At 74.3% G+C, this 23966-nt stretch carries 24 protein-coding genes and 1 tRNA gene; 19 read left to right on the forward strand and 6 right to left on the reverse strand.

Features of this window, described 5'->3' with window-relative positions; all coding sequences use genetic code 11:
* The 7 genes from GC722_RS04120 to mnhG form a co-directional block, all read left to right on the forward strand.
* On the forward strand, positions 1-796 hold a 796-nt coding region (locus GC722_RS04120), incomplete at its 5' end, for an Fpg/Nei family DNA glycosylase (protein ID WP_231747387.1).
* A 74-nt stretch (positions 797-870) separates the two neighbouring features.
* The gene (locus tag GC722_RS04125) at positions 871-3786 is read left to right on the forward strand and encodes a Na+/H+ antiporter subunit A (protein ID WP_331714363.1); all 2916 of its coding nucleotides are present in this window, start codon (positions 871-873) and stop codon (positions 3784-3786) included.
* On the forward strand, positions 3783-4226 hold the full coding sequence (locus GC722_RS04130; protein WP_156608199.1) for a Na(+)/H(+) antiporter subunit C: 444 nt from the start codon (positions 3783-3785) through the stop codon (positions 4224-4226). Before GC722_RS04125 ends, GC722_RS04130 begins: the two co-directional genes overlap by 4 nt.
* Positions 4223-5830, forward strand: coding sequence for a Na+/H+ antiporter subunit D (locus tag GC722_RS04135; protein WP_331714364.1), 1608 nt, complete (start codon positions 4223-4225; stop codon positions 5828-5830). The genes GC722_RS04130 and GC722_RS04135 overlap by 4 nt, the downstream gene beginning before the upstream one ends.
* Positions 5827-6363, forward strand: a complete 537-nt coding sequence (locus tag GC722_RS04140; protein WP_156608200.1) for a Na+/H+ antiporter subunit E — start codon at positions 5827-5829, stop codon at positions 6361-6363. Before GC722_RS04135 ends, GC722_RS04140 begins: the two co-directional genes overlap by 4 nt.
* Positions 6360-6710: a monovalent cation/H+ antiporter complex subunit F gene (locus GC722_RS04145; RefSeq protein WP_156608201.1), complete on the forward strand. Its 351-nt coding sequence runs from the start codon at positions 6360-6362 to the stop codon at positions 6708-6710. The genes GC722_RS04140 and GC722_RS04145 overlap by 4 nt, the downstream gene beginning before the upstream one ends.
* Positions 6703-7023 carry a monovalent cation/H(+) antiporter subunit G gene (mnhG, locus tag GC722_RS04150; RefSeq protein ID WP_331714365.1) on the forward strand — a complete coding sequence of 107 codons (321 nt, stop codon included), beginning with the start codon at positions 6703-6705 and terminating at the stop codon, positions 7021-7023. The genes GC722_RS04145 and mnhG overlap by 8 nt, the downstream gene beginning before the upstream one ends.
* Before the next feature lie 72 nt (positions 7024-7095).
* Here mnhG and GC722_RS04155 read toward each other — a convergent pair whose 3' ends face one another.
* Entirely contained in the window at positions 7096-8397 is a 1302-nt protein-coding gene (locus GC722_RS04155; protein ID WP_156608202.1) for a peptidase C39 family protein, read from the reverse strand.
* A 183-nt stretch (positions 8398-8580) separates the two neighbouring features.
* On the opposite strand from GC722_RS04155, the gene GC722_RS04160 reads away from it, so the two are divergent.
* The 6 genes from GC722_RS04160 to panB all read left to right on the forward strand — a co-directional run bounded on the left by GC722_RS04160 (position 8581) and on the right by panB (position 14206).
* A complete protein-coding gene (locus GC722_RS04160) occupies positions 8581-9507 on the forward strand; it encodes an ABC transporter ATP-binding protein (protein WP_156608203.1) in 927 nt (308 codons plus the stop codon).
* A complete protein-coding gene (locus tag GC722_RS04165; protein WP_156608205.1) occupies positions 9507-11141 on the forward strand; it encodes an ABC transporter permease in 1635 nt (544 codons plus the stop codon). The genes GC722_RS04160 and GC722_RS04165 overlap by 1 nt, the downstream gene beginning before the upstream one ends.
* Before the next feature lie 159 nt (positions 11142-11300).
* The gene (locus GC722_RS04170) at positions 11301-12035 is read left to right on the forward strand and encodes a DUF2520 domain-containing protein (protein WP_156608207.1); all 735 of its coding nucleotides are present in this window, start codon (positions 11301-11303) and stop codon (positions 12033-12035) included.
* Entirely contained in the window at positions 12035-12892 is an 858-nt protein-coding gene (gene panC / locus GC722_RS04175) for a pantoate--beta-alanine ligase (RefSeq protein ID WP_156608209.1), read from the forward strand. Before GC722_RS04170 ends, panC begins: the two co-directional genes overlap by 1 nt.
* A 28-nt stretch (positions 12893-12920) precedes the next feature.
* The gene (gene panD / locus GC722_RS04180) at positions 12921-13316 is read left to right on the forward strand and encodes an aspartate 1-decarboxylase (RefSeq protein ID WP_331714366.1); all 396 of its coding nucleotides are present in this window, start codon (positions 12921-12923) and stop codon (positions 13314-13316) included.
* Between the two features lie 2 nt (positions 13317-13318).
* Positions 13319-14206: a 3-methyl-2-oxobutanoate hydroxymethyltransferase gene (panB, locus tag GC722_RS04185; RefSeq protein ID WP_197429769.1), complete on the forward strand. Its 888-nt coding sequence runs from the start codon at positions 13319-13321 to the stop codon at positions 14204-14206.
* Between the two features lie 152 nt (positions 14207-14358).
* Here the strand turns inward: panB and GC722_RS04190 are convergent, their stop codons facing one another.
* Complete coding sequence (locus GC722_RS04190) at positions 14359-15168, reverse strand: aldo/keto reductase (protein ID WP_156608213.1); 810 nt, start codon at positions 15166-15168, stop codon at positions 14359-14361.
* Positions 15169-15362: 194 nt separating this feature from the next.
* Here GC722_RS04190 and argS point away from each other — a divergent pair, with 194 nt between their 5' ends.
* Complete coding sequence (argS, locus tag GC722_RS04195; RefSeq protein WP_156608215.1) at positions 15363-16997, forward strand: arginine--tRNA ligase; 1635 nt, start codon at positions 15363-15365, stop codon at positions 16995-16997.
* A 69-nt stretch (positions 16998-17066) separates the two neighbouring features.
* Here the strand turns inward: argS and ppgK are convergent, their stop codons facing one another.
* From ppgK to GC722_RS04215, 4 genes are read right to left on the reverse strand one after another with little or no spacing between them, the layout of a single operon-like run.
* On the reverse strand, positions 17067-17996 hold the full coding sequence (gene ppgK / locus GC722_RS04200) for a polyphosphate--glucose phosphotransferase (RefSeq protein WP_408609289.1): 930 nt from the start codon (positions 17994-17996) through the stop codon (positions 17067-17069).
* Entirely contained in the window at positions 17905-19515 is a 1611-nt protein-coding gene (locus tag GC722_RS04205; RefSeq protein WP_156608217.1) for a PH domain-containing protein, read from the reverse strand. The genes ppgK and GC722_RS04205 overlap by 92 nt, the downstream gene beginning before the upstream one ends.
* Positions 19512-20003, reverse strand: coding sequence for a PH domain-containing protein (locus GC722_RS04210; protein WP_331714368.1), 492 nt, complete (start codon positions 20001-20003; stop codon positions 19512-19514). The genes GC722_RS04205 and GC722_RS04210 overlap by 4 nt, the downstream gene beginning before the upstream one ends.
* A 10-nt stretch (positions 20004-20013) precedes the next feature.
* Positions 20014-20745 (reverse strand): DUF1707 SHOCT-like domain-containing protein, encoded by a 732-nt coding sequence (locus GC722_RS04215; RefSeq protein WP_156608219.1) that lies wholly within the window; start codon positions 20743-20745, stop codon positions 20014-20016.
* Positions 20746-20896: 151 nt separating this feature from the next.
* Here GC722_RS04215 and GC722_RS04220 point away from each other — a divergent pair.
* The 5 genes from GC722_RS04220 to GC722_RS04240 all read left to right on the forward strand — a co-directional run bounded on the left by GC722_RS04220 (position 20897) and on the right by GC722_RS04240 (position 23700).
* A tRNA-Gly gene (locus GC722_RS04220) sits at positions 20897-20970 on the forward strand.
* 65 nt (positions 20971-21035) lie between these two features.
* A complete protein-coding gene (locus GC722_RS04225; RefSeq protein WP_156608221.1) occupies positions 21036-22115 on the forward strand; it encodes a winged helix DNA-binding domain-containing protein in 1080 nt (359 codons plus the stop codon).
* Between the two features lie 45 nt (positions 22116-22160).
* Positions 22161-22688 carry an AAA family ATPase gene (locus GC722_RS04230; protein WP_156608223.1) on the forward strand — a complete coding sequence of 176 codons (528 nt, stop codon included), beginning with the start codon at positions 22161-22163 and terminating at the stop codon, positions 22686-22688.
* A 215-nt stretch (positions 22689-22903) separates the two neighbouring features.
* The gene (locus tag GC722_RS04235) at positions 22904-23233 is read left to right on the forward strand and encodes a hypothetical protein (RefSeq protein WP_156608225.1); all 330 of its coding nucleotides are present in this window, start codon (positions 22904-22906) and stop codon (positions 23231-23233) included.
* Positions 23230-23700, forward strand: a complete 471-nt coding sequence (locus GC722_RS04240) for an adenylyltransferase/cytidyltransferase family protein (protein WP_331714369.1) — start codon at positions 23230-23232, stop codon at positions 23698-23700. The genes GC722_RS04235 and GC722_RS04240 overlap by 4 nt, the downstream gene beginning before the upstream one ends.
* The last annotated feature ends 266 nt before the right edge of the window (positions 23701-23966 follow it).

Here is a 23966-nt window from a genome sequence, read left to right on the forward strand (position 1 = left end):
AGGACGTCCCGTGCCCGAGGGTGACACCGTCTGGCTGGCCTGCCTGCGGCTGAACGCGGCCCTGGGCGGGCAGCGGATCACCCGGTCCGAGCTCCGGGTGCCGCAGCTGGCCGGCACCGACCTGGTCGGCGTCACCTGCACCGAGGTGGTGGCCCGCGGCAAGCACCAGCTGCTGCGCTTCGACACCGGCTGGACGCTGCACACCCACCTGCGGATGGAGGGCGCCTGGCGGTTCCGCCGGACGGGGGAGCGGCTGCCCGGCCCGGCGGACCAGATCCGCATCGTGCTGGCCGGAGCCACCCACACCTGCGTCGGGCTGCGGATCCCGGTGGTGGAGATGGTGCGCACCGACGCCGAGGACGAGGTCGTCGGCCACCTGGGCCCGGACCTGCTCGACCCGGCCTTCGACGCCGCCGAGGCCGTCCGGCGGATCCGCTACCACCCCGGGCGGACCATCGGTGAGGCCCTGCTCGACCAGCGGAACCTGGCCGGCATCGGCACCCTCTACCGGGCCGAGACGCTGTTCCTGCAGGGCATCCACCCCCGCCGCCCGGTGGGCGAGGTCGCGGACGTGGCCGCCGTGGTGGAGCGGGCCCGCCGGCTGCTCGAGGCCAACAAGCTGCACCACGACCAGGTGACCACGGGGGTGCGTCGCCGCGGTGAGGAGCACTGGGTCTTCGAGCGTCCGGGCAAGCCCTGCCGGCGCTGCGGCACCCTGGTGGTGAGCGAGGAGTTCGGCCCGCCGGGGCAGGAGCGGCGCAGCTACCACTGCCCCCACTGCCAGCCGGGCCCCTGAGCCGTCGCGGGGGCCTGCTGCGGTCGTGCCTCTAGAATGACCTCCCCCCGGCCGATTCCGACCAAGGGAGCCCCGTGACCTTGCTGCTGCTCGCCCATGCCGTCGCGGCGGTCGCGGCGCCCTGGCTGGTGCGGGTGGTGGGTCGTCGGGCCTTCTGGTTGCTGGCCGCCGCTCCGGCCGCCACCGCGGTCTGGGCGCTGGCGCAGACCGGTGCCGCCCACTCCGACACCCCGCCGAGGATCTCCTGGACGTGGGTGCCGAGCCTGGACCTGCGGCTCAGCTTCCTGCTCGACCCGCTGGCCTGGCTGATGTGCCTGGTGGTGGGTGGCGTGGGCGCGGCCGTGCTGGTCTACTGCGCCGCCTACTTCGACGAGGACGAGCCCGGGCTGGGACGGTTCGCCGGCTGCCTGACCGGGTTCGCCGGCGCCATGCTCGGTCTGGTCGCCACCGACGACCTGCTGGTCCTCTTCGTGTTCTGGGAGGCCACCACCGTCCTGTCCTACCTGCTGATCGGGCACCGTCCCGAGACCAAGGCGGCCCGCTCGGCGGCCACCGAGGCGCTGGTGGTGACCACCTTCGGCGGGCTGGCCATGCTGCTGGGCATCGTCCTGCTCGGCGAGGCCGCGGGCACCTACCAGCTCAGCGAGGTGCTCGCCGCCCCGCCCACCGGGCCCGTGGTGGAGGCCGCCCTCGCCTGCATCCTGGTCGGCGCGCTCAGCAAGTCCGCCCAGGTTCCCTTCCACTTCTGGCTGCCGGGGGCGATGGCCGCCCCCACCCCGGTCAGCGCGTACCTGCACGCCGCGGCGATGGTCAAGGCCGGCATCTACCTGGTGGCCCGGCTGGCCCCGGGGTTCGCCGACGCGGACGTCTGGCTGCCGGTGGTGCTGGGGGTCGGCGGGCTGACCATGCTGATCGGCGCCTGGCGGGCGCTGCGCCAGCACGACCTCAAGCTGCTGCTGGCCTACGGCACGGTCAGCCAGCTCGGCTTCCTCACCGTGGTGGCCGGCGTCGGCAGCTACAACGGCGGGCTGACGGCGCTGACGCTGCTGCTCGCCCACGCGCTGTTCAAGGGCTGCCTGTTCCTCGTCGTCGGCACCATCGACCACTCCACCGACACCCGCGACCTGCGTGAGCTCTCCGGGTTGGGACGCCGCTGGCCGCTGCTCACCACGGCCACCCTGCTCGCGCTGGCCTCGATGGCCGGCGTGCCCCCGCTGCTCGGCTTCGTCTCCAAGGAGATGGCCTACGACACCTTCCTCACCGCCGCCCGCGCCGGCAGCGTCGCCGACGGCGTGGTGCTCGCGGTGCTGGTGACCGGCTCGGTGCTCACCGTGGCTTACAGCGCCCGGTTCGCGCTGGGCGCCTTCCCCACCAAGCGCGGTCTCGACGACACCCCCGTGCTGCACCCGCCGTCGGGGGCCCTGGTCGGCGTCCCCGTGGTGCTGGCCGCCGCCTCGCTGCTGGCCGGGCCGCTGTCGACCTGGATCGAGCCCTGGCTCACCGGCTACGCCGGCTCGATGCCGGCCGCCGACCACCGGGTCCACCTCGGGCTGTGGCACGGGCTCGGGTGGCCGCTGGGTCTGTCGGTGCTCACCCTGCTGCTCGGCGCGCTGGTCGTGCTGGGCCGTGACGGCGTGGAGGCGGTGCAGCAGCGGCTCTCCCGCGTGCCCTCGGCCAGCACGGCCTACCGCGTGGTGATGCGGTCGCTGGACCGGCTGTCGCTGGAGGTCACCGGGGCCGTCCAGCGCGGTTCGCTGCCCCTGCAGCTGGGGCTCGTCCTCGGCACGCTGGTGCTGCTCCTCGCCGGCGCGGTCGCGCTGCACGGCATCAGCTGGCCCGCCGACGTGCTGTGGTTCGCCACCCCCGCCGACCTGGGCGTCGCCGCGGTGGCGGTGGTCGCGGCGGTCGCGGCCGTCCGCTCCCGGCGGCGGCTGCGCGGCGTGTTCTGCGTCGGCGTCACCGGCTACGCCACCGCGATGGTCTTCGTGCTGCACGGCGCCCCCGACCTGGCGCTCACCCAGGTGCTGGTGGAGTCGGTCGCCCTCGTCGTCCTCGTGCTGGTGCTGCGGCGCTTCAGCGGACGCTTCAACGACGACTCCACCCGCCGCCAGCGCGTGGTCCGCACCGTGATCGGGGTGGCCGTCGGGGCCACGGTGACCCTGGTGGCGCTGGTGGCCAGCGGCGCCCGGGACGCACCGCCGGCCTCCACCGGCCTGGACGTCACCGCGGTCGACTTCGGCGGCGGCTACAACATCGTCAACGTCATCCTGGTCGACACCCGCGCCTGGGACACCATGGGCGAGCTCTCGGTGGTGCTCGTGGCGGCCACCGGCATCGCCAGCTTGGTCTACGTCCGCGGCAACCAGGTCCACGAGCACAACGAGCGGCTGCGCCAGGCCCGGGCCCGCCGCCGCCAGTACACCCGGCCGCTGACCACCGCCTCCTCGTGGCTGGCCGAGGGCCAGCAGGTGCCGGCCGAGCGGCGCTCGGTGGTGCTGGAGGTCGTCACCCGGCTGGTCTTCCACACCATCATCGTCTGGTCGGTGTACCTGCTGCTGTCCGGGCACAACCTCCCCGGCGGCGGCTTCGCGGCGGGCCTCGTCGCGGGGCTGGCGCTCACCGTGCGCTACCTGGCCGGTGGCCGGGCCGAGCTGCAGGCCGCCGTCCCGGTCACCCCCGGCCTGCTGATGGGGGCGGGGCTGTTCCTCTCCGCCGGCTTCGGCTTCGTCTCGATCCTGTTCGGCGGCCGGGTGCTGCAGACCTGGATCTTCGACGTCTCGGTCCCGCTGCTCGGCAAGCTGCACCTGGTCACCTCCACCGTCTTCGACATCGGCGTCTACCTGGTGGTCGTGGGGCTGGTGCTCGACGTGCTGCGCAGCCTGGGCGGCCACCTCGACGTCCAGATCGAGGAGGACCAGATCCGCCGCGCCCGGCTGGCACGGGGCTCCTCGGCACCGCCGCTGGCCACCGAGAGGCAGGTGCTGCGATGACCCCGGACGTGCTGCTCTGCGTGCTCGCGGGCGTGCTGGTCGGGTGCGGGGTGCACCTGCTGCTGGCCCGCAGCGTGGTCCGTGCCCTGCTCGGCTTCCTGCTGCTCGGCAACGGCATCAACCTGCTCTTCGTGGTGGCCGCCGGGCCCCGCGGGCGGGCGCCGATCGTCGACCTGGGCGCGGGGCCGATGGCCGACCCGCTGCCCCAGGCGATGTCGCTGACCGCGATCGTCATCACCCTGGCCATGACCGGGTTCGTGCTGGCGCTGGCCCACCGGTCCTGGCAGCTGCGGCGCAGCGACCTCGTCGAGAACGACCCCGAGGACGCCCGCATCGGCCTGCGGGCGCTGGCCAACGACATGTCCGAGAGCGACTTCCACGGCGGGGTCGACGCCGAACCCCGTCCCGGCGAGGACCCCGACCCCGGAGGTGCCCGGTGATCTTCGCCACGGACGTGCGCGAGCTGCTGCTGGACCTGGTGCCGCTGCCGGTGCTGCTCCCCCTGGTCGGGGCCGGGCTGGCCCTGGTGGTGCGCCGCCGGACCCGGCTGCAGCGCGCAGTCACGGTCGCCACGCTCTCGCTGGTGCTGGCGATCAGCGCGGTGCTGCTGTGGGGCGCCGACCGGTACGGCCTGCAGGTCGTCCACGTCGGCGGCTGGGTCCCGCCGCAGGGCGTCACCCTGGTCATCGACCGGCTCGCCGCGCTGATGGTCGTGGTGGCCGTGGTCGTCACCTTCGGGGTGCTGCTCTACGCCATCGGGCAGGGCCGTGGCGCCACCGACCGCGAGAGCGGCGCGTTCAGCAGCGCCCGGCGCACCTCCTTCGGCGAGGCGCCGCTGCCGATCTTCCACCCGACCCTGCTGGTGCTGCTGTCGGGGGTGTCGACCACCTTCATCTCCGGCGACCTGTTCCACATGTACGTCGGGTTCGAGATGCTGCTGGCCGCCAGCTTCGTGCTGCTCACCCTGGGCGCCAGCGCCGAGCGGGTGCGCGCCGGGATCTCCTACGTCTTCGTCAGCCTGGCCTCCTCCTCGATCTTCCTGATCGCGCTGGCCATGGTCTACGCGGCCACCGGCACGGTGAACCTGGCCCAGCTCTCCACCCGGCTCGACGACATCCCGGCCGGGACGTCGCTGCTGCTGCAGCTGCTGCTGCTCACCGGGTTCGCGGTGAAGGCGGCGGTGTTCCCGCTCTCGGGGTGGCTGCCCGACGCCTACCCGACCGCACCCGCCCCGGTGACGGCCGTGTTCGCCGGGCTGCTGACCAAGGTCGGCGTCTACGCGATGATCCGCACCCAGACCCTGCTCTTCCCCGGCAGCCCGCTGCAGACCCTGCTGCTGTGGGCGGCGCTGCTGACCATGCTGGTCGGCATCCTCGGCGCGGTCGCCCAGGACGACATCAAGCGGATGCTGTCCTTCACCCTGGTCAGCCACATCGGCTACATGGTGCTGGGGATCGCGCTCGCCTCGCCGGCCGGGCTGAGCGCGTCCATCTTCTACGTCGCCCACCACATCACCATCCAGACCACGCTGTTCCTGGTGGCGGGGCTGATCGAGCGCCGCGGTGGGTCGACCTCGATGTCGCGGCTGGGCGGCCTGGCCCGCGTCTCGCCGCTGCTGGCGGTGCTGTACGGGGTGCCGGCGGCCAACCTGGGCGGCATCCCGCCGTTCTCCGGCTTCCTGGGCAAGGTGGGTCTGATGCAGGCCGGCGCCGAGCAGGGCGGCTGGCTGGTGTACGCGCTGCTGGCCGGGTCGGTGCTGACCAGCCTGCTCACCCTCTACGCCGTCAGCCGGGTCTGGACCCGCGCCTTCTGGCGGGTCCCCGTGGTGGCGCCGGTGACGAGCGAGAACCGGCTCGAGCGGCGCTACGAGCGGCTGTACGCGCTGGCGCCCGGGGTGGTGCTGCCGACCGCGGCCCTGGTGCTGGTGGGGGTGGCGCTGACCGTGGTGGCCGGTCCGCTGTTCGGCGTCACCGACCGGGCCGCGGCCGAGCTGCTGGAGCCCGCCGGCTACGTCCGGGCCGTCTTCGGGGACGTGGTGCCGTGATCCGCGCGAGGCTGCAGCCGGTCCCGCTGCTGGTGCTGACGGTGATCTGGGTCTGCCTGTGGGGCGAGATCACCCCGGTGCTGGTGGTGGGTGGGCTGCTGCTGTCGGCGCTGGTGCTGCTCGCGTTCCCGCTGCCGCGGCTGACGCTGGGGCTGCGGCCGCGCCCGCTGGCCCTGCTCTGGCTGCTGGTCACGTTCCTGGGGGAGCTGGTGTGGGCGTCGCTGCAGGTGGCCTGGCTGTCGGTCCGGCCCGGACCGGCGGCCACCGGGACCGAGCTCGAGGTGTTGCTGAACACCGACCACGACCTGGTGCGCACGCTGACCAGCGAGATCACCACGCTGGTCCCCGGCTCGGTCATCACCGACCTCGACGGGCGCCGGATGCGGGTGCACGTGATCGACGTCCACACCCCGGAGGGACGTGCGGCCGCCGTGGAGCGGGTGCTGCGCACCGAGCGCCGGGTGATGCACGCCTTCGGCCTCGAACCGGGCCCCGCCGCAGCGGGCCCCGCCGCACCGGGAGGACGTCCATGAGCCTGCAGTCTGTCCTGGTGACGCTCTGCGCCGCCCTGCTCGTGGTCTCGGCCGCGCTGGTGCTGGTGCGGATCATCCGCGGCCCCTCGGTGCTGGACCGCACCGTCGCCAGCGAGGTGCTGATCTCGATCATGGTGTGCGCGTTCGGGCTGGAGGCGGCGATCAACCGCAACCCGACCACGCTGCCGATCCTGGTCTCGCTGTCGCTGCTGGGCTTCGTCGGCTCGGTGGCCATCGCCCGGTTCGTGGCCCGCGACCACGACCGCGGCAGCGACGAGCCGTCGCCGAACAACTACCTGGGCCGCACCGGCGAGGACGCCCCGGGGAGAGGGGGCGAGGGTGCTTGAGCAGGTGCTCGACATCGCCGGCCTGGTCTGCCTGCTGCTCGGCTCGCTGCTGTGCCTCACCGCGGCGATCGGCGTGCTGCGCTTCGGCGACCTGCTGACCCGGATGCACGCCGGCACCAAGCCGCAGGTGCTGGGCCTGCTGCTGGTGCTGCTGGGGGTCGGGCTGCGGCTGCGGACCGGCATCGACATGGGCATGATCGTGCTGATCGGGCTGTTCCAGCTGCTGACCGTGCCGGTCGCCGCGCAGCTGGTGGCGCGGGCCGCCGCCCGCACCGGGCAGAAGCGGAGCGAACCGCCTCCGCCCGGCGCCTGAGCGGCGGCAGAACTCACCAGGGTCCCAGGAACGGGGCAGGGCTCACCAGGCGCCCCAGGAACGGGGCAGGGCTCACCAGGCGCCCCAGGACCGGGGGAGGGGCGTGCTGGGGTGCGCGATGACGTACGTGGTGCCCTTGGAGCCGGTCAGCCACGCCTTCTCGAACTGGGCCCGGTCGTAGGTGGTGCGGACCTGGGCGTTGGACTTCGCCAGGTGCGAGGCCGGGTCGTTGACCACCACGTCGCCGGAGCGGGTGAACCCGACCACCACCAGCAGGTGGCCGTCGGTGCCGTAGCCGGCGCCGTCGAGCTCGTCGCGGCTGAACGAGACCGACACGACCAGCGGGATCCCGGCCTCGATGAAGGTCTCCGCCTCGCGCAGGTTGTGCAGCCGGGTGACGAAGGCGTTGGCGCCGCGGTGGTTGGCGTAGGCGGTGCTCATCGGCCAGTTGCCGGTGCCCTGGTAGGCGTAGTCGTAGGTGTAGCGGGCGGCGTGGTCCACCTGCGGGTCCGGGTGGCCGGAGCCGAGCCAGGAGGTCTGGCTGCGTGAGGGGCCGAGCTTCCAGTAGTCCAGCACCATGGCCACCGAGGTGGGCGAGCACCACGCCTCGCCGCCGCCGCCGAACTGCGGGCTGTGCCCGGTGTGCACCTGCTGGGAGTAGGTGGGCACCGCCAGCACCGTGCCGGCCGCCCGCCCCGTCGGCGCGGAGGTGCTCACCGAGCTGCGGGCGGGGATGTCGGAGGCCATCACCGTCAGCCCCCGCAGGTAGGGGTGGCGGCCGGTGCCGGCGGCCCGGTGCAGCCGGACCTGGACCCGGTAGCTGCTGAGCTGCACCCCCGGCTTGGTGATGAGGGTGTCGGTGGCCACCCGGGCGTGGTCGTCGGACTGGGAGCCGGCCGAGGTCCGCCTGATGCTGCCGGCGCCGTCCTGCTGGGTCCAGCGGCCCATCACGTACCACTTGGTGTCCGCGCCGGAGGTGGTGCGCCCGGACAGCCGGACCTCGACGAACGTGTCGGCGGTGGTGGCGGCGTTCCAGGAGGCGATCAGCTCGGTGGCGCCGAAGCTGGTCGACACCCGCGGCGAGGTCCAGGTGGAGACCTCGTAGCTGCGCCGCTTGCCGGTGTGGGGGTCGGTGTAGCTGGTGGTGGAGGTGGGCACGTCCAGGGCCAGGTTGCCGTTGCGGGCCACCGTGCCGGAGCCGGACCCGGCGGTCCAGTCGCCGGTGGAGGTCCAGTGGCGGGTGGCGATCGGGTCCTGGGCGGCGGCGGCGTCGGGCGCGCCGCCGAGCACCGTGGTGCTGCCCAGGGCGAGGGCGAGGACGAGCAGGGGGAGCCGGCGGGGGCGTCCGGCCAGACGGGGGAGTCGAGGAGCCATGGGGCACCGTAGTCACACCGCCCGCCGGCGCGGTAGCCCGGGTGCACCCGGGCCCCTGTACGCGCACCTCCCGCGGGTCTAGTCTCACAGCTGGAGAGCCGGGAAGCCTGGTCGGCCCGCGAGCAGCGGAGCGCCCCGGCGACCTGCCGTGGCGCTGTCGTGCGACCACGAGAGGACCGGCCCATGCGTGCCGAGCTCATCATCGACGTGTCCGGGTTGCGCAAGCACTTCGGACGCACTGCCGCCCTGGACGGACTGGATCTGCAGGTCCGCCCTGGCGAGGTGCACGGCTTCCTCGGCCCCAACGGGGCGGGCAAGTCCACCACGCTCCGCATCCTGCTGGGCCTCATCCGCGCCAGCGGCGGACGTGCCACCGTGCTCGGGCGCGACCCGTGGGCGGACGCCGTCGTCGTGCACCGCGACCTGGCCTACGTGCCGGGTGACGTGGGGTTGTGGCCGAACCTGAGCGGCGGCCAGATCATCGACCTGCTGACCCGGCTCCGCGGTGGAGCCGACCCGCAGCTGCGCCGGCAGCTGGTGGAGGACTTCGAGCTGGACACCACCAAGCTCGCCCGTCAGTACTCCAGGGGGAACCGGCAGAAGGTGGTGCTGGTGGCCGCCTTCTCCCGTCCGGCGCGGCTGTACCTGCTGGACGAGCCGACCAGCGGCCTGGACCCGGTGATGGAGGCCGTGTTCGCCCGCCACGTCGAGCGTGTGCGCGCCGAGGGCTCCGCGGTGCTGCTGTCGAGCCACATCCTCAGCGAGGTGGAGCGGCTGTGCGACCGGGTCACCATCATCCGCGCCGGCCGGACCGTGCAGACCGGGACGTTGGCCGAACTCCGCGAGCTCACGCGCACCACCTTCCGGGTCGCTGCCGGCGGTGACGGCGCTGCGCCCGTCGCCGCCGCGGTGCTCGGCTCCCTGGTCGGGGTGACGTCGCTGCGCACCGCGGACGGCACCCTCGAGTTCGACGTCGACCCCGACCGGCTGCCGGAGGTGCTGGCCGAGCTGGCGCGGCTGCGGCCGAGCACGGTGCTGGCCGGCCCGCCCTCGTTGGAGCAGCTGTTCCTGCGTCACTATGGGGACGGCACGGAGGGGGAGGTGCGGTGATGGCCACCCTGGTGCGTGCCCGGCTGGGCGTGCTGGTGAGGGCGCAGCTGCGTCGGGACCGCTGGCAGCTGCTGGCCTGGGCCGGCGGGATCGGCGTGCTCGCCGTCGCGTCGGCGAGCGCGGTCAGGGCCGAGTTCGGCGACGAGGAGCAGCGGGCGGCGCTCGTGGCCGTGGCAGCCGCCAACCCCGCCTTCCTGTTCCTGCGCGGCACCCCGGACGGCACGGGCGTGGGCGCGGTCACCTTCTTCCAGGTCTTCACCTTCCTCGCGGTGCTCGCAGGGCTGATGAACGTGTTCCTGGTGGTGCGCCACACCCGCGGTGACGAGGACGCCGGGCGGGCGGAGCTGGTCGGCGCCACGCCGACCGGACGGCTGCTGCCGCTCGTGGCGACCCTGGTCACGGCTGCAGTGGTCGGCCTGCTGCTCGCCGGGTTGGTCACCGGGGGCTTCCTGGTGGCCGGCCTCGAGCTCGCCGGGGCGTTGCTCAGCGGGGTGGCCCTGGCGCTCGCTGGACTGGTGTTCGCGGGCGTGGCCGCGGTCTGCGCGCAGGTCCTGCCCACGGCGCGGGCGGCCGCCGGTGCGGCGGGTGCGCTGGTGGGCCTGGCCTACCTGGTGCGCGGGATCGGTGACGCTCTCGGCCCTGCCGGCGCGGACCCCACCCGCGCCGAGCCGGCGTGGCCGTCGTGGCTGTCGCCGATCGGTTGGAGTCAGCGGGTCTCCCCGTTCGGCCAGCAGCGCCCGGAGGTGCTGGTGCTCCACGTCGTCGCGGTGACGCTGCTCTTCGGGACCGCCGTGCTGCTCCGCCGGCGCCGGGACCTGGGTGACAGCGTGCTCGCCGATCGGCCTGGACCGGCCGCGGGAGGCCGGCTGACGGGCTCGGTGAGCGGACTGGCGGTCCGTCACCAGCTCCCGAGCCTCGTCGGGTGGTGTCTCGGGGCGGCCACGCTGGGTGGACTGGCCGGGCTGCTGGCGCCGGTGGTCGCCGAGGCGGTGGAGTCCAACGAGGCGCTGGGCCAGCTCATCGCCCGTCTGCAGCCGGGCGTCGCGGGCGGGACGGTGGAGGTCTTCACGGCCGCCCTGCTGGGCATGGCCGGTGTGCTCGCCGCGGCGGCCGGCGTCCAGACCGTGCTGCGGCTGCGGACGGAGGAGAGCGAGGGCCGCGCCGAGCTGCTGCTCGCGGCGCCGGTCGCCGTCCGGAGCTGGTTGGCGGTCCAGCTGGCCCTGGGGTTCGTGGTGACCGCTCTGGTGGCCCTGGCTGCCGGGTCGGCGGCGGGGGTCGGGCTCGTGGTGGCCGGTCGGGGGGCGTCCTGGCTGGGCACCGGTCCGGCGGCCGCGCTGGCCCACGTCCCGGCTGCGCTGGTGGTGGTGGCGGTGGCCGGTCTGGTGTTCGCGGTGCTGCCGCGGCTGACCGTGCCCCTCGGCTGGGGTGCGATGGTGCTGGCCCTGGCGCTGGGTCAGCTGGGGGAGCTGCTGCGGCTGCCGGCGTGGCTGCAGGCCCTCAGCCCCTTCCGCCACTCCTCGGCGCTGCCTCTGGAGCAGCTGGACCGGACCGCGACCCTGGTCATGGTCGTGGTCGCCCTGGCCGTCGCCGCCGCGTCGGTGCTGCTGGTGCGGCTGCGTGACCTGACGACCTAGGAGCCACCCGAACTTTCTGGCACCAGATCCGAGGCTGTGCCCATATAGGCACAGCGGCGGATCTGATGTCGTTTTCGTCGGTAGCATCGGTGGGCGCCGGGGCCGCGACCCGGCCAGGACCCAACCCAGGCCCGCTCGCCGGGCAGGACGGACACCCACATGGACGCCCAGCGTGCGCTGCCGCCGGCGGTGACCGTGGTGGGCGCCGGGCGCGCAGGGACCGCCCTGGCGGCCGCGCTCCTCGCCGCCGGGGTCGCCGTCCGGGGACCGCTCGGCCGCGGCGCCGACATCGACGACGACCCGGTCGTGCTGCTCTGCGTCCCCGACGCCGCCATCGCGGCCGTGGCGGCGGCGCTGCCCGAGCGCCCGGGCCGGCTGGTCGGGCACGTCTCCGGGGCCACGAGCCTGGCGCCGTTGGCCCCGCACGAGGCCTTCTCGGTGCACCCGCTGATGACCATCCCCCGCGACGGCGCCGACCTCGCCGGCACCACGGCCGCCGTCGCCGGCAGCAGCGAGCGGGCGCTGGCGGTGGCCACCGCGCTGGCGACCGCCTGCGGGATGGAGCCGGTGGCCGTCGCCGATGAGGACCGGGTGGCCTACCACGCCGCCGCCTGCCTGGCCTCCAACTTCCTGGTGGTGCTCGAGGACGCCGCCGAGCAGCTGGCCGCCACCGCCGGCCTGCCGCGGGAGCGGCTGGTGCCGCTGGTGCGCGCCACCGTCGAGTCCTGGGCGCTCCGCGGCGGGGCCGACGCGCTGACCGGTCCGATCGCCCGCGGCGACGAGGAGACCGTGGGCCGTCACCGCGCGGTGCTGGCCGAGCGGCTGCCGGAGCAGCTGGCGCTGTTCGACGCGCTGGCCGGGGCCACCCGCCGGCTGGCCGGGCGGGCCGCCTGATGCGCACCGTCCGCACTGTCGCCGAGCTGCGGGAGCACCTGCAGCCGGCCCGCCGCGCCGGGAGCACCATCGGCCTGGTCCCCACCATGGGAGCCCTGCACGAGGGCCACCTGACGCTGGTGCGGACCGCGGCCGCGGCCTGCTCTGAGGTGGTGGTCTCGCTGTTCGTGAACCCCACCCAGTTCGACGACCCCGACGACCTGGCCGCCTACCCCCGCGACGAGGAGGCCGACGCCCGGCTCGCCGCCGCGGCGGGCGCCACCGTGCTGTTCGCCCCGCCGCCGCAGGAGGTCTACCCGCCCGGGTTCGCCACCCGGATCCAGGTGCGGGGCGTCAGCGAGCCGCTGGAGGGGGTGCAGCGGGGCGCCGGCCACTTCGACGGGGTGGCGCTGGTGGTCACCAAGCTCTTCGGCATGGTCGGCCCCGACGTCGCCTTCTTCGGCCAGAAGGACGCCCAGCAGGTGGCGGTGGTGCGCCGGGTGGTCCGCGACCTCGACCTGCCGGTGCGCATCGAGACCGTGCCCACCGTCCGCGAGCCGGACGGGCTGGCGCTGTCCAGCCGCAACGTCCGCCTGACGGCGGCCGACCGGCCCCGCGCCCTCGCGCTGCGGCACGGGCTCGACGCGGTGGGCGCCGCGGTCCGCTCCGGTGAGCGCGACCCCCACCGCGCCGTGGCCGCCGGGCTGGCCGCGATGCAACGCGACGGGGTGGAGCCGGAGTACCTGGCCCTGGTCGACCCCGACACCTTCACCGCAGTCGGCACGCTCGACGACCGCCCGGTGCTGGCCGCCGTGGCCGCCCGCGTCGGCGCCGTCCGGCTGATCGACAACGAGCTGCTGACCCCGCCGGCCAGCTGACCCGACCGCACCGAGAAGAGGAGCCGACGTGCACCGCACGATGCTCAAGTCGAAGATCCACCGGGCCACCATCACCGACTCCGACCTGCACTACGTCGGCTCGATCACCGTCGACCCCGACCTGCTGGAGGCGGCCGACATCCTGCCCCACGAGCAGGTGGCCGTCGTCGACGTCGACAACGGGGCCCGCTTCGAGACCTACACCATCGCCGGCGCGCGGGGCAGCGGCGAGGTCAAGGTCAACGGGGCGGCCGCCCGGCTGGTGCACCGCGGCGACACCGTCATCGTCATCTCCTACGGCCAGTACGACGAGCTCGAGCTGCAGCGCTACTCCCCGCGGGTGGTGCACGTGGAGCGGGGCAGCAACGCCGTCCTGCGGGTGGACGCCGACCCGGCCACCCTGCTCACCGACGGGGCCCGCTGACCGTGTCGGCCCGACCCGCCCAGCGCCCTGCCGGCGGCGCCCGGCCGCCGGTGACCCTGCCGGGCCTGGCCGCCCTCAAGCGCGAGGGACGTCCCGTGGTGATGGTCACCGCCTACGACTTCCCCGGCGCCCGGGCCGCGGAGGAGGCCGGCGTCGACGTCGTGCTGGTCGGCGACTCCGCGGCGATGACCGTGCTGGGGCTCGACTCCACCACCGGCGTCGAGCTGGAGGAGATGCTGGTGCTCGCCCGGGCGGTCCGCCGCGGGCTGACCACGCCGCTGCTGGTGGCCGACCTGCCCTTCGGCAGCTACGAGGCCTCCGACGAGCTCGCCGTGACCTCGGCCGTCCGGTTCGTGAAGGAGGCGGGGGTCGACGCGGTGAAGCTGGAGGGCGGCGGTCCGGTGCCGCTGTCGCGGGCGCGGGCGGTCATGGCCGCCGGCATCCCGGTGATGGGGCACGTGGGGCTGACGCCGCAGAGCGCGAGCGCCCTCGGCGGCTTCCGGGCCCAGGGCCGCGACCTCGCCTCGGCCACCCGGGTGCTGGGCGAGGCCGAGGCGCTGGCGGCGGCGGGCTGCTTCTCGGTCGTGCTGGAGGCGGTCCCCTCCCAGCTCACCGAGCTCCTCGTGCCGCGGCTGCCCGGCACCGTCGTGATCGGCATCGGGGCCGGCCCGGCCGTCGACGGCCAGGTGCTCGTGCTGCACGACCTGCTCGGCATGCGCGAGGGCGTCGGCGCCCGGTTCGTGCAGCGCTACGCCGACCTGCAGCAGGCCATGGTGGCCGGGGTGCGGGCCTACGCCGAGGACGTCCGCGAGCGCCGATACCCGGCCCCGCAGCACGGCTACGGGATGCCCGCGGAGGTGCTGGCCGCGCTCCGCGAGCAGCTCGGCTGACCGGCCGCGCCGACCCCTCTTCCGTCCGCGGCTCCCTCAGGCGCACACTGGAGTCCCGCTCCTCGAGGGGGAGCTGGAGCCGCCGACGCCGTCCACCCTCGCGCTGGGGGAGGGTGGACGGCGTCGGTCTGCCGGTGCGGGTGGCCCCGGGGTCAGAGCTCGTCGGGGTGGCCCCCGGTGCGCTCACCGCGGTCGAGGCCGTCGATGGCGGCGATGTCGTCCTCGGTCAGCTCGAAGTCGAAGACCTCGAAGTTCTCCTTGATCCGCGACGGGGTCACCGACTTCGGGAAGACGATGTAGCCCTTCTGCAGGTGCCAGCGCAGCACGACCTGGCCGGGACTGCGGCCCAGCCGCTCGGCCAGCCCGGTGATGACGTCCTCCTCCAGGTCGCCGCGGCCCAGCGGCGTCCAGGCCTCGACCTCGATGCCGCGGCTGCGGATCTCCTGCACCAGCGGCACCTGGGTGAACGTCGGGTGCAGCTCCACCTGGTCCACCACGGGGGTGACGCCGGTGGCGGAGATGATGTCGTCGAGGTGGTGGGCGTGGTAGTTCGAGACGCCGACGCTGGTGGTCAGCCCCTGCTCACGCGCCCGCAGCAGCCCTTCCCACGCCTGCACGTGGGTGCCCTCCTGCAGCGGCCAGTGCACGAGGTACAGGTCGACCCGGTCCATGCCGAGCCGCTCCAGCGACTCCTGCAGCGCGACCTCCGGGTCGCCGTGGCGCTGGTTGCTCAGCTTGGTGGTCACGAAGATCTCGTCACGCGGGATGCCGGACTGGGCGATGGCCTTCCCGACGCCCTCCTCGTTGCCGTACATCTGCGCGGTGTCGATGTGGCGGTAACCGATCTCCAGCGCGGCGCTGACGGCGGGGACGATGTCGTCCTCCTCGACCTGCCAGACCCCGAACCCGAGCTGCGGGATGGTGGCCCCGTCGTTGAGCGTGACGTTGGGAACCTGGGTCATGTGATCTCTCCTGATCGTGCGGATGGTTCTGCCTGATCCGACCCTCTCAGGGTCGCTGCCGGGCCTGTACCCGGGGTCGCACGGCCCACGCGCCCGGGCTGCCCGGGCCGGCGCCCGACCGCGCGCCGGGGGGCGGCGTCCGGCCCCGCCGCGGGCGGCCGGCAGGGGTGCGGCTGCGTGGAACAATGTCGCCCATGTCGTCCCTGCCCCAGGCGCTGAGCCGGCGGATCGAGGCCGTCACCGGCATCGACCCCGAGCTGCGCCCCGCCACCAAGCCCCAGTTCGGTCACTTCCAGTCCAACGTCGCGCTGCGGCTGGCCAAGACCGAGGGGCGCCCGCCGCGCGAGGTCGCGCAGCGGGTGGTGGAGCAGGCCGACCTGGGCGACCTGTGCGAGCCGCCGGAGGTGGCCGGCCCCGGGTTCATCAACCTGCGGCTGCGCACCGACGTGCTGGCCCGCGCGGCCACCGAGGTGCTCACCGACCCGGCCTCGGGCGTCCCCGGCGGGGGCGGCGAGACCGTGGTCATCGACTACTCCGCGCCCAACGTGGCCAAGCAGATGCACGTCGGCCACCTGCGCTCGACGATCATCGGCGACTGCCTGACCCGGGTGCTGCGGGCGCTCGGCCACACCGTCGTCCCGCAGAACCACATCGGCGACTGGGGCCGGCAGTTCGGGATGCTGGTGGAGCAGATCCTCGCCGAGGGCCTCGACGTGGCCGGCCTCGACCTGGCCGGGGCCGAGGAGCTCTACCGCCGCGCCAACGCCCACTTCGCCGCCGACGAGGCCTTCGCCGACGCGTCCCGGCAGCGGGTGGTCCTGCTGCAGTCCGGCGACGAGCAGACCCTGGCCATCTGGCGGCAGCTGATCGACATCTCGCTGGCCGGCTTCCGGGCCGCCTACGAGCGCCTCGGCGTGCTGCTCACCGACGCCGACCTGGCCGGTGAGTCCACCTACAACGACGACCTGCCGGCGGTGGTGGCCGAGCTGGAGGAGAGCGGTGCGGCCGTTGTCGACGACGGCGCGCTGGTGGTCTTCGTCGAGGGCTTCAACGCGCCGATGATCGTCCGCAAGCGCGACGGCGGCTTCGGCTACTCCGCCACCGACCTGGCCGCGCTGCGGCACCGGGTCCGCGACCTGCACGCCGACCGGATCCTCTACGTGGTCGGCGCCGAGCAGACCTTCCACTTCAACCAGGTGTTCGCGGTCGCCCGCAAGGCCGGCTTCCTGCCGGCCGAGGTCCGCGCGGAGCACGTCGGCTACGGCATGGTGCTGGGCTCGGACGGCAAGCGGCTGCGCACCCGCGACGGCGGCACGATGAAGCTGGCCGACCTGCTGGACGCCGCCGAGGAGCGGGCGGCCCGCCCCATCGCGCTGGCCGCGGTGAAGTACGCCGACCTGTCCAACAGCCTGGTCAAGGACTACGTCTTCGACCTGGACCGGATGGTGCAGACCACCGGCGACACCGGGCCGTACCTGCAGTACGCCCACGCCCGGCTGTGCCAGCTGCTGCGTCGCGCCGAGGCCGAGGGCCACCCGGTCAGCCCGTCGGTGACGCGGCTGGACGAGCCGGCCGAGCAGACCCTGGCGCTGCTGCTCACCCGCTTCGGCGAGGTGGTGGTCGAGGTCGGCACCAGCCTGCAGCCGCACCGGCTCTGCTCCTACCTCTACGAGCTCTCCGGTGCGCTGTCGGTGTTCTACGAGCAGTGCCCGGTGCTCAAGAGCGAGGAGGACGTCCGGGCGTCCCGGCTCGCGCTCTGCACCGCCGTCCGCGACGTGCTGGCCCGGGGTCTGGACCTGCTGGGCATCGAGGCACCCGAGCGGATGTGACCCCCGCCCGGGCCGGTGCCGTGCTGGTGCGGTGCCGGGCGGCCGGTGCGGGGCCTGCGGGCGCGGGTGCTAGTGCTGCGCCTTCTGGGGCGAGACCTGCGCCTGGCCCGGGGCGACGTAGTCGAGCACCGGCTCCGGACGCTCCCGCCGCTCGGCGGCCAGCCAGGCGGCGCCGATGATGCCGGCCTTGTTGCGCAGCGCCGCGGGCACGATCGGCGTCTTCAGCCGCAGCTGCGGCAGGAAGAGGTCGGAGTCCTTCGACACCCCGCCGCCGACCACGATCAGGTCCGGCCACAGCAGCGCCTCGACGGTCTCGTAGTAGCGCTGCAGCCGGGGGACCCACTCCTCGTAGGAGAGCCCGAGCCTGTCCTTGACGCCGGAGGAGGCCTGGGTCTCGGCGTCGTGGCCGTCGACCTCGATGTGGCCCAGCTCGGAGTTCGGCACCAGCAGTCCGCGGTGGATGATGGCCGTGCCGATCCCGGTGCCCAGGGTGGTCAGCAGCACCAGGCCCGGGTGGTCCTTGGCGGCACCGTAGTGGACCTCGGCCACACCGGCGGCGTCGGCGTCGTTGACCAGGTAGATGTCGCGGCCGAGCCGCTCCTCGAACAGCTTCTCGGCCTCGCAGTCGATCCACGACCTGTCGATGTTGGCCGCCGAGCGGGTGCGCCCGTGGGTGACCACGGCCGGGATCGTGATGCCGATCGGGCCGTCGCCGATGTCCTCGGCGAAGTGGTCGACGATCTGGGCCACCACCTCGGCGACCTTGTCCGGGGTCGACTGGTCCGGGGTGTCGATGCGCAGCCGCTTCCTGCGGAACTCCCCGGAGGCCAGGTCGACCGGTGCCCCCTTGATGCCGGAGCCGCCGATGTCGATGCCCAGAACCGCGTGGTCAGTCACGGGGCCGAGCCTAGACCAGGCCCGCGTCCGGGCCGGGGGGCTGCTGCGCCACCGCGGGCGCCGTGGGCTGCGGGGTCGCCCGGGGCTCCGGGGGCAGCGCACGGGCGGGGCCGGTCGCGGTCCCGGCCGGTGCCTCGGCGCGGGCCCGCCGCATCCGCTGCAGCTGCCCGGTCGCCAGGGTGCGGGCGTCCTCGACGGCGACGTGCAGGACCTGCAGGGTGACCGGGCCGGGGGTGGTGTCGACGTGGACGGTGGCCAGCCGCAGCGCCCGCTGCGCCGGACCCTGGGTGATCCGCACCGACTGCGTCTTGGCGTGCGGGACGACCGCGGTGGTGTCCAGCAGCCAGCCGCGGCGGGTGACGACCACCCGGTCGTCCCAGCCGTGCCGCAGCGTCCACCAGTCACCCCAGCGCAGCCAGCGTGAGCTGCTGGGGGAGCGTCGCAGCTCGACGGCGTCCAGGTCCACCTCGGGCAGGACCGCGGCCAGCCCGGTCCGCACCTGGTCGCGGGTGGCCACCGGGAACAGCAGCGACAGGTTGAGCTGCTTGCTGCCGTCCTCGACGCCGGTGGTGCTGCCCAGCACGTCGATCCGCACCCGGTAGAGCCCGAAGGGGCGCCAGGGCAGTCCCTGGCTGATGCTGATCCCCTGGATCCGGTCGACCGGGACCGACTGGCTGGTCAGGTTGGTCAACCCGCGGCTGATCCGCAGCCCCCGGCCCGAGCGGGAGAGCGTGTAGTTGAACTGGCCCAGCACCTGGCGGCCGGCGGCGGAGGCCAGGCCGATGGCGAAGGGGATCACCGCGGGCAGGGCGAAGACCACCACGCCGAGGAACCCGGTGACGCCCAGCCCGACGGCCAGGACGAGCACCGGCACCAGGAAGTCGCCCGACAGCAGGAAGCCCAGCAGCAGCTGGCCGGGCGTCAGCCGCACCAGCACCTCGTCGGCGCTGCTGAGGTCGGTCCAGGCGCTGGCCTGCGGTCCCTCCTCGTGGACGCTGCGCCGCTCGCCGGCGGCGCGGGTCAGCAGGTAGTCGCGCAGCTGGGAGGCCTTGCCCCGGCTGAGGAAGCGCAGCTTGGCCCCGGCGTCCCCGGCCCCGGCCTCGATCTTCAGCTCGGCCAGCCCGAAGAGCCGCGCCGCCAGCGGCTGGGACAGGTCGATGCTCTGGATGCGCTGGAACGGGATCCGCTTGGACCGGCGGAAGAGGGCACCTGTCTCGATCCGCAGCTCCTCGTCGTCGATGACGAACCGGGTGAACCGCCAGGTGACGTAGCCGGCCACGGCCGCGACCACCACCACGAGCCCGAGGAGCGGCAGGATCCAGCGCAGCGAGCCGGCCAGGCTGTCGACCAGGTTGTCCTCGCCGCCGTCGGGGACCAGGTCGCGGGCGACGCCGATCACGATGGCCACCAGCACCAGCCAGCCCTGGATCAGCGGGGTCAGCGGGTGGGCGCGCTCGAACCTCTTGCCGTCCGGACCGGTCGGGGCGTCGGGGAGGGCGCGTGCCGGCTCCACCTCGACCGGCGTCGTCGGCAGCGCCACCCCGCCCGGGGCGGGGCCTGCGGGGGACGGCTCGGGCGGCTGCGGGTCCGGGCTCGAGCCGGGCCCGGGTGGCTGGCTCACAGCCCCGACAGCCTTGCCTCGGCTCGCTGCGAGAGCTGGTCGCGCAGCCGGGCGGCCTCGTCCGGCGGGAGCCCCGGGATGGTCGCGTCCGTGCTCGCGCTCGCGGTGACCAGCTTCACCGTCGCCAGCCCGAAGGCCCGCTCGAAGGGGCCGCTGGTGACGTCCACCACCTGCATCCGCCCGTAGGGGACCACGGTCAGCCGGCGGAACATCACCCCCCGGGTGATGTAGAGGTCGTCGTCCAGCTCGGCGTAGCCCCAGTTGCGCCAGCGACGCCGCACCAGCAGCACGTCGGCGAGCAGCAGCAGCGCGAAGAAGCCCCAGATCGCGGCGCTCAGCCACCACAGGTCGGCCAGCACCCCCACCAGCACCGCCGGGACGGTGGAGAGCAGCAGGCAGGCCACCGCGGTGCCGACGAGCTCGTAGCTGCGCCACCGCGGGGAGATCTGCTGCCAGGCCGTCCCCGGGGGCGCGAAGAGCTCGTCCACGCCGGTCACCCTAGTGACCGCAGCCGTGGCGGCGCTGCTCGGCCTTGCGGGCCGCCTTCTGCAGCTTCTTCCTGCTCGGTGTCTTGATGTCGATGCCGCCGAACAGGCACAACCCCTTCACCACGACGGTCGGCGCCCCCGGCGGCGGGGCCGGCACCTTGACGCTGGTGCCGCCGAAGATGGCGACGGTCTCGTCGCGGACGGCGACCCCCTCCGGCACCGTGACGTCCAGCCCGCCGAACACGGTCAGCCCCGCGATCTCGATCTGGTCGCCCTCGAGGACGGCCTCGGTGAGGTCCAGCTCGCCGCCGCCGAAGGCGATCAGCAGCTGGTTCTGGCGGCGGACGCGCCAGCGGCCCTTGCGCTCGAAGCCGCCGAACACCGCCAGGAATCGGTCGGGGGTGGCCGAGCTGGTGCTGCGGTCGACGACCGGCCCGCTGCGCTCCCCGGTGCCGGTGGCCGGCAGTGGACGGTCCAGCGGCACGAGGTCCTCGGTGAGCGGGATCAGCTCGTCGAAGGTGCGCGCACGCATGGCGAGGTCGAGGCGCTCCTCGTGCTCCTCGTGGGTGAGCCGGCCCTCGGCGAAGGCGGTGCTGAGCACGGCGGTGACCTTGGCGCGGTCCTGGTCCGAGGCGCGCAGCGGGGCGGGGCGCAGCGGCGGCTCGGCGGCCCCCGGGCCGGCGGCGGTGGGGGTGGCCCCCAGCAGCGGCGCACCCGGCTGGGACGGTTGGTTGCTGTTCACGTCGCCACGCTAAGCCGCGGAGGTGCTCGCTGACCACGGTGCCGGGCGTCCTTTCCGGGCCGTCTCAGGGACGACCCCCACCGTCGCGGAGCCACCACCGCGCTGCCCGGATGCGCTACAGTGGCCGCGCAGCCGGCCCGCCCGGCGGCTCGCGGATGTAGTTCAATGGCAGAACATCAGCTTCCCAAGCTGAGAATGCGGGTTCGATTCCCGTCATCCGCTCCAGACCGCGTCCCGGGGACGCGACGGGCCTCTCGCCGACGAGCCAGGCAGGGTGACGGACCACGACGATGGTGACCGACCACGACATCGCCCGCTGGCGGCTGCACACCCAGGGCCTCACCGCACCGCACACCCCGGACGCCGCCGCGGTGGTCGACCGGCTGCTCGCCGTGCAGGCGGAGAACCCCAGCCAGTCGGAGTGGGCGGTGGCCTGCCGCACCGCCTCGCCGCACCCGGCCGACCTGGCGCGGCTGCTGGAGCAGGGCCGGGTGGTCCGCACCCACGTCCTGCGCCCGACCTGGCACTACGTCGGCTGCCAGGACGTGTCCTGGCTGCTCGAGCTGACCGCGCCCCGGATCAGACCGGTGGTGCTGCGTCAGCTGCAGGACCACGGTCTCACCGGGGAGCAGCTGGACCGGCTGTCCACGGGCGTGCTCGAGGTCCTGGCCGCGGCACCGGACCGGACCCGCGGCGAGCTCGCGGACGAGCTGGCCGGGCGAGGGGTGGAGGTCGCCGCGCCGGTGCTGGTGCTGCTGGTGGACCTGCTCGAGCTCGACCGGCTCATCTGCAGCGGGCGTCCGAGGGACGGCTCCCACACCTACGCCCTGTTCGCCACGCGGGTGCCCCCCGCACCCGCCCGCGACCGGGAGGAGGCGCTGGCCGAGCTGGCGCTGCGCTACCTCGCCGGCCACGGGCCGGCCACCGAGCGGGACCTGGCGTACTGGGCCAGCCTCACCCTCACCGACGCCCGCCGCGGGCTCGCCGCGGTGCGCGGGCAGCTGGCCGGCTTCGACCACGACGGGCGGACCTACTGGCACCTCGCCGGAGCGGAGCCGCCGGCCGGGCACCCGGACCCCGGCGGGCACCTGCTGCAGATCCTCGACGAGATGTACCGGGGCTACCAGGACAGCCGGATGGTGCTCGACGCGGAGGGGGTCGTGCCGCGGGGCCGCGAGAGCGCGGTCGGCATGGCGCTGGTGGACGGCCAGCTGGTGGCGCGGATGCGCCGCACCCTGGGCCGTCGGGTGACCTTCACCCTCGAGCCGTACCGCGGTGGTCTCACCCCGGACGAGCGGACGGCGCTGGAGGCGGCGGCCGCCCGCTACGGCGCCTTCCTCGGCCTCGACCACGCGGTCGAGGTGGTCTGACGCGGGACGGCGCACCGCGCGCCCCGGTCGTGCCACAGTGACCCCGTGGGAGAGCTGACGCAGCCGGCGCCGGTGGTGCTGGTCACCGGACGCCCGGGGGCGGGCAAGACGACGCTCGCCCGGTCCCTCGCCGGCCGGCTGGGGTGGCCGCTGCTGTGCCGCGACGAGCTGGCCCACGGCATGGCCGGCCGCCACGGCCACCTCGGTCAGCACGAGCTCGGCCGGCGCGTCCACCAGCTGCTGTTCCAGACCCTGCGGAGCTGGCACGGCGCCGGGGTCGCCGTCGTCGTCGAGGCCGCGTACCAGGCCCCGCTGTGGCGTCAGGGGCTGGAGCTGCTGCCCGACGCGCCGGTGCGGGTGGTGCGGTGCCGGGTGGCGGCGGAGGTGGCCCGGGAACGGATGCGTGCCCGGCTGCTCGCCGACCCCACCCGCGCCTCCCACGCCGACGCGGAGCACCTGGCTGCGGCGACCCCCTTCACCGAGGTCGAGCTGGGGGCGCCGACCCTCGACGTCGACACCGGTGCGCCGGTCGACCTGACGGCCGTCGCCCGCTTCGCCTCGCGGCACGGATGACCCCGGGGGCACAGGCCGTCCTGGGACCGCGGTCGGGCGTCCTGCGGGGCGGTCAGACCATTTGCACACCGGTGCGCCATTTTCCCCCGCTGAACCCCACGCAGCGTTAGAGTGGTTCCCGGTTCCGACGCCGACGGGGGTTGCGCCGGGCCGATGAACTCGGGGGAGTTTGAATGCGTCACGGCTATCTGGCGTGCGCGGTTGACATGCTCAACGTGCGCGATCTCGACCTGCTCGCACAGGCGCGGGCCCACTGCGACGTGCTGACCGTGGGGGTGCTGCGCGACGACGACCTCATCGCCGGCACCGGACGGGTGCCGGTGATCGGTGTCGAGGAGCGTCTGGTCCTGGCCAGCCACCTCCGCGGCGTCGACCGCGCGGTCATCCACGATCCCGACGAGTACGCCCGGCTGGGCGACTCGGTGGTGGTGATGGCCGTCCGCGGCGAGTCGGACTGGCTGCGGCCGGACCCCGACCTGGTCCTCACCCCGCACGTGGAGAGCCAGTCGCGCGCCCTGCGCACCGTCACCGGGCCCGGCGCGTGAGCGCCGCCGAGCCGGTGCACAGCCTGGTCGGCTACGTGCCCGGTGCCTGGGACATGTTCCACATCGGGCACCTCAACATCCTGCTGCGCGCCCGCGCCCACTGCGACCACCTGGTGGTGGGGGTGGTGACCGACGCGGCGCTGTTCGCGGCCAAGGGCAAGCACCCGGTGGTGCCGCTGGCCGAGCGGATGCGCGTGGTGGCCTCGATCGACGTGGTCGACGAGGTGGTGGTCGACGAGTCGAGCGACAAGCTCGAGGTGTGGCAGCGGGTGGGGTTCGACGTGCTGTTCAAGGGCGACGACTGGCGGGGGACGCCGAAGGGCGACAAGCTCGAGCACGACATGGCCTCGGTCGGCGTGGCGGTGCACTACTTCCCGTACACGCCGCACGTCTCCAGCACCGAGCTCCGCCGGGTCCTCGGGCACCGCATCGGCGCCGCGCCCGCCCTGGACCTCCGCAGCGCCTGACCGCACCGCCGGAGGACCGCTCCGACCCGGGCACGCAGCAGAGCCGGGACGCCCAGCAGGGGCGTCCCGGCTCTGCCGTCCCGGTTCCGTCCGATCCAGCCAGGAGAGAGCTCCTCCTCCGGGCCCCAGGACCCGGAGGAGGAAGGGGCCACCAGCAGGGTGGCTCTCGGGGGGAGAGGAGCACGTCCCTGCTGGTGGCGTCTGTGGGCCCGAACGAGCTCTCGGTGTGCGGTCGGCGGCTGCGAGCCCCCCGCCACCTCGCGCGG

This window comes from Auraticoccus cholistanensis, from assembly GCF_009742705.1.
GTDB lineage: Bacteria > Actinomycetota > Actinomycetes > Propionibacteriales > Propionibacteriaceae > Auraticoccus > Auraticoccus cholistanensis.

What these genes read in the sequence shown, in the direction of transcription:
- panC (WP_156608209.1), top strand. Translation starts at nt 12,035, where the DNA reads ATGCGCACCGTCCGCACTGTCGCCGAGCTGCGGGAGCACCTGCAGCCG.
- GC722_RS04155 (WP_156608202.1), bottom strand. Translation starts at nt 8,397, where the DNA reads ATGGCTCCTCGACTCCCCCGTCTGGCCGGACGCCCCCGCCGGCTCCCC.
- argS (WP_156608215.1), top strand. Translation starts at nt 15,363, where the DNA reads ATGTCGTCCCTGCCCCAGGCGCTGAGCCGGCGGATCGAGGCCGTCACC.
- GC722_RS04130 (WP_156608199.1), top strand. Translation starts at nt 3,783, where the DNA reads ATGACCCCGGACGTGCTGCTCTGCGTGCTCGCGGGCGTGCTGGTCGGG.
- GC722_RS04170 (WP_156608207.1), top strand. Translation starts at nt 11,301, where the DNA reads ATGGACGCCCAGCGTGCGCTGCCGCCGGCGGTGACCGTGGTGGGCGCC.
- GC722_RS04225 (WP_156608221.1), top strand. Translation starts at nt 21,036, where the DNA reads ATGGTGACCGACCACGACATCGCCCGCTGGCGGCTGCACACCCAGGGC.
- GC722_RS04145 (WP_156608201.1), top strand. Translation starts at nt 6,360, where the DNA reads ATGAGCCTGCAGTCTGTCCTGGTGACGCTCTGCGCCGCCCTGCTCGTG.
- GC722_RS04160 (WP_156608203.1), top strand. Translation starts at nt 8,581, where the DNA reads ATGCGTGCCGAGCTCATCATCGACGTGTCCGGGTTGCGCAAGCACTTC.
- GC722_RS04190 (WP_156608213.1), bottom strand. Translation starts at nt 15,168, where the DNA reads ATGACCCAGGTTCCCAACGTCACGCTCAACGACGGGGCCACCATCCCG.
- GC722_RS04165 (WP_156608205.1), top strand. Translation starts at nt 9,507, where the DNA reads ATGGCCACCCTGGTGCGTGCCCGGCTGGGCGTGCTGGTGAGGGCGCAG.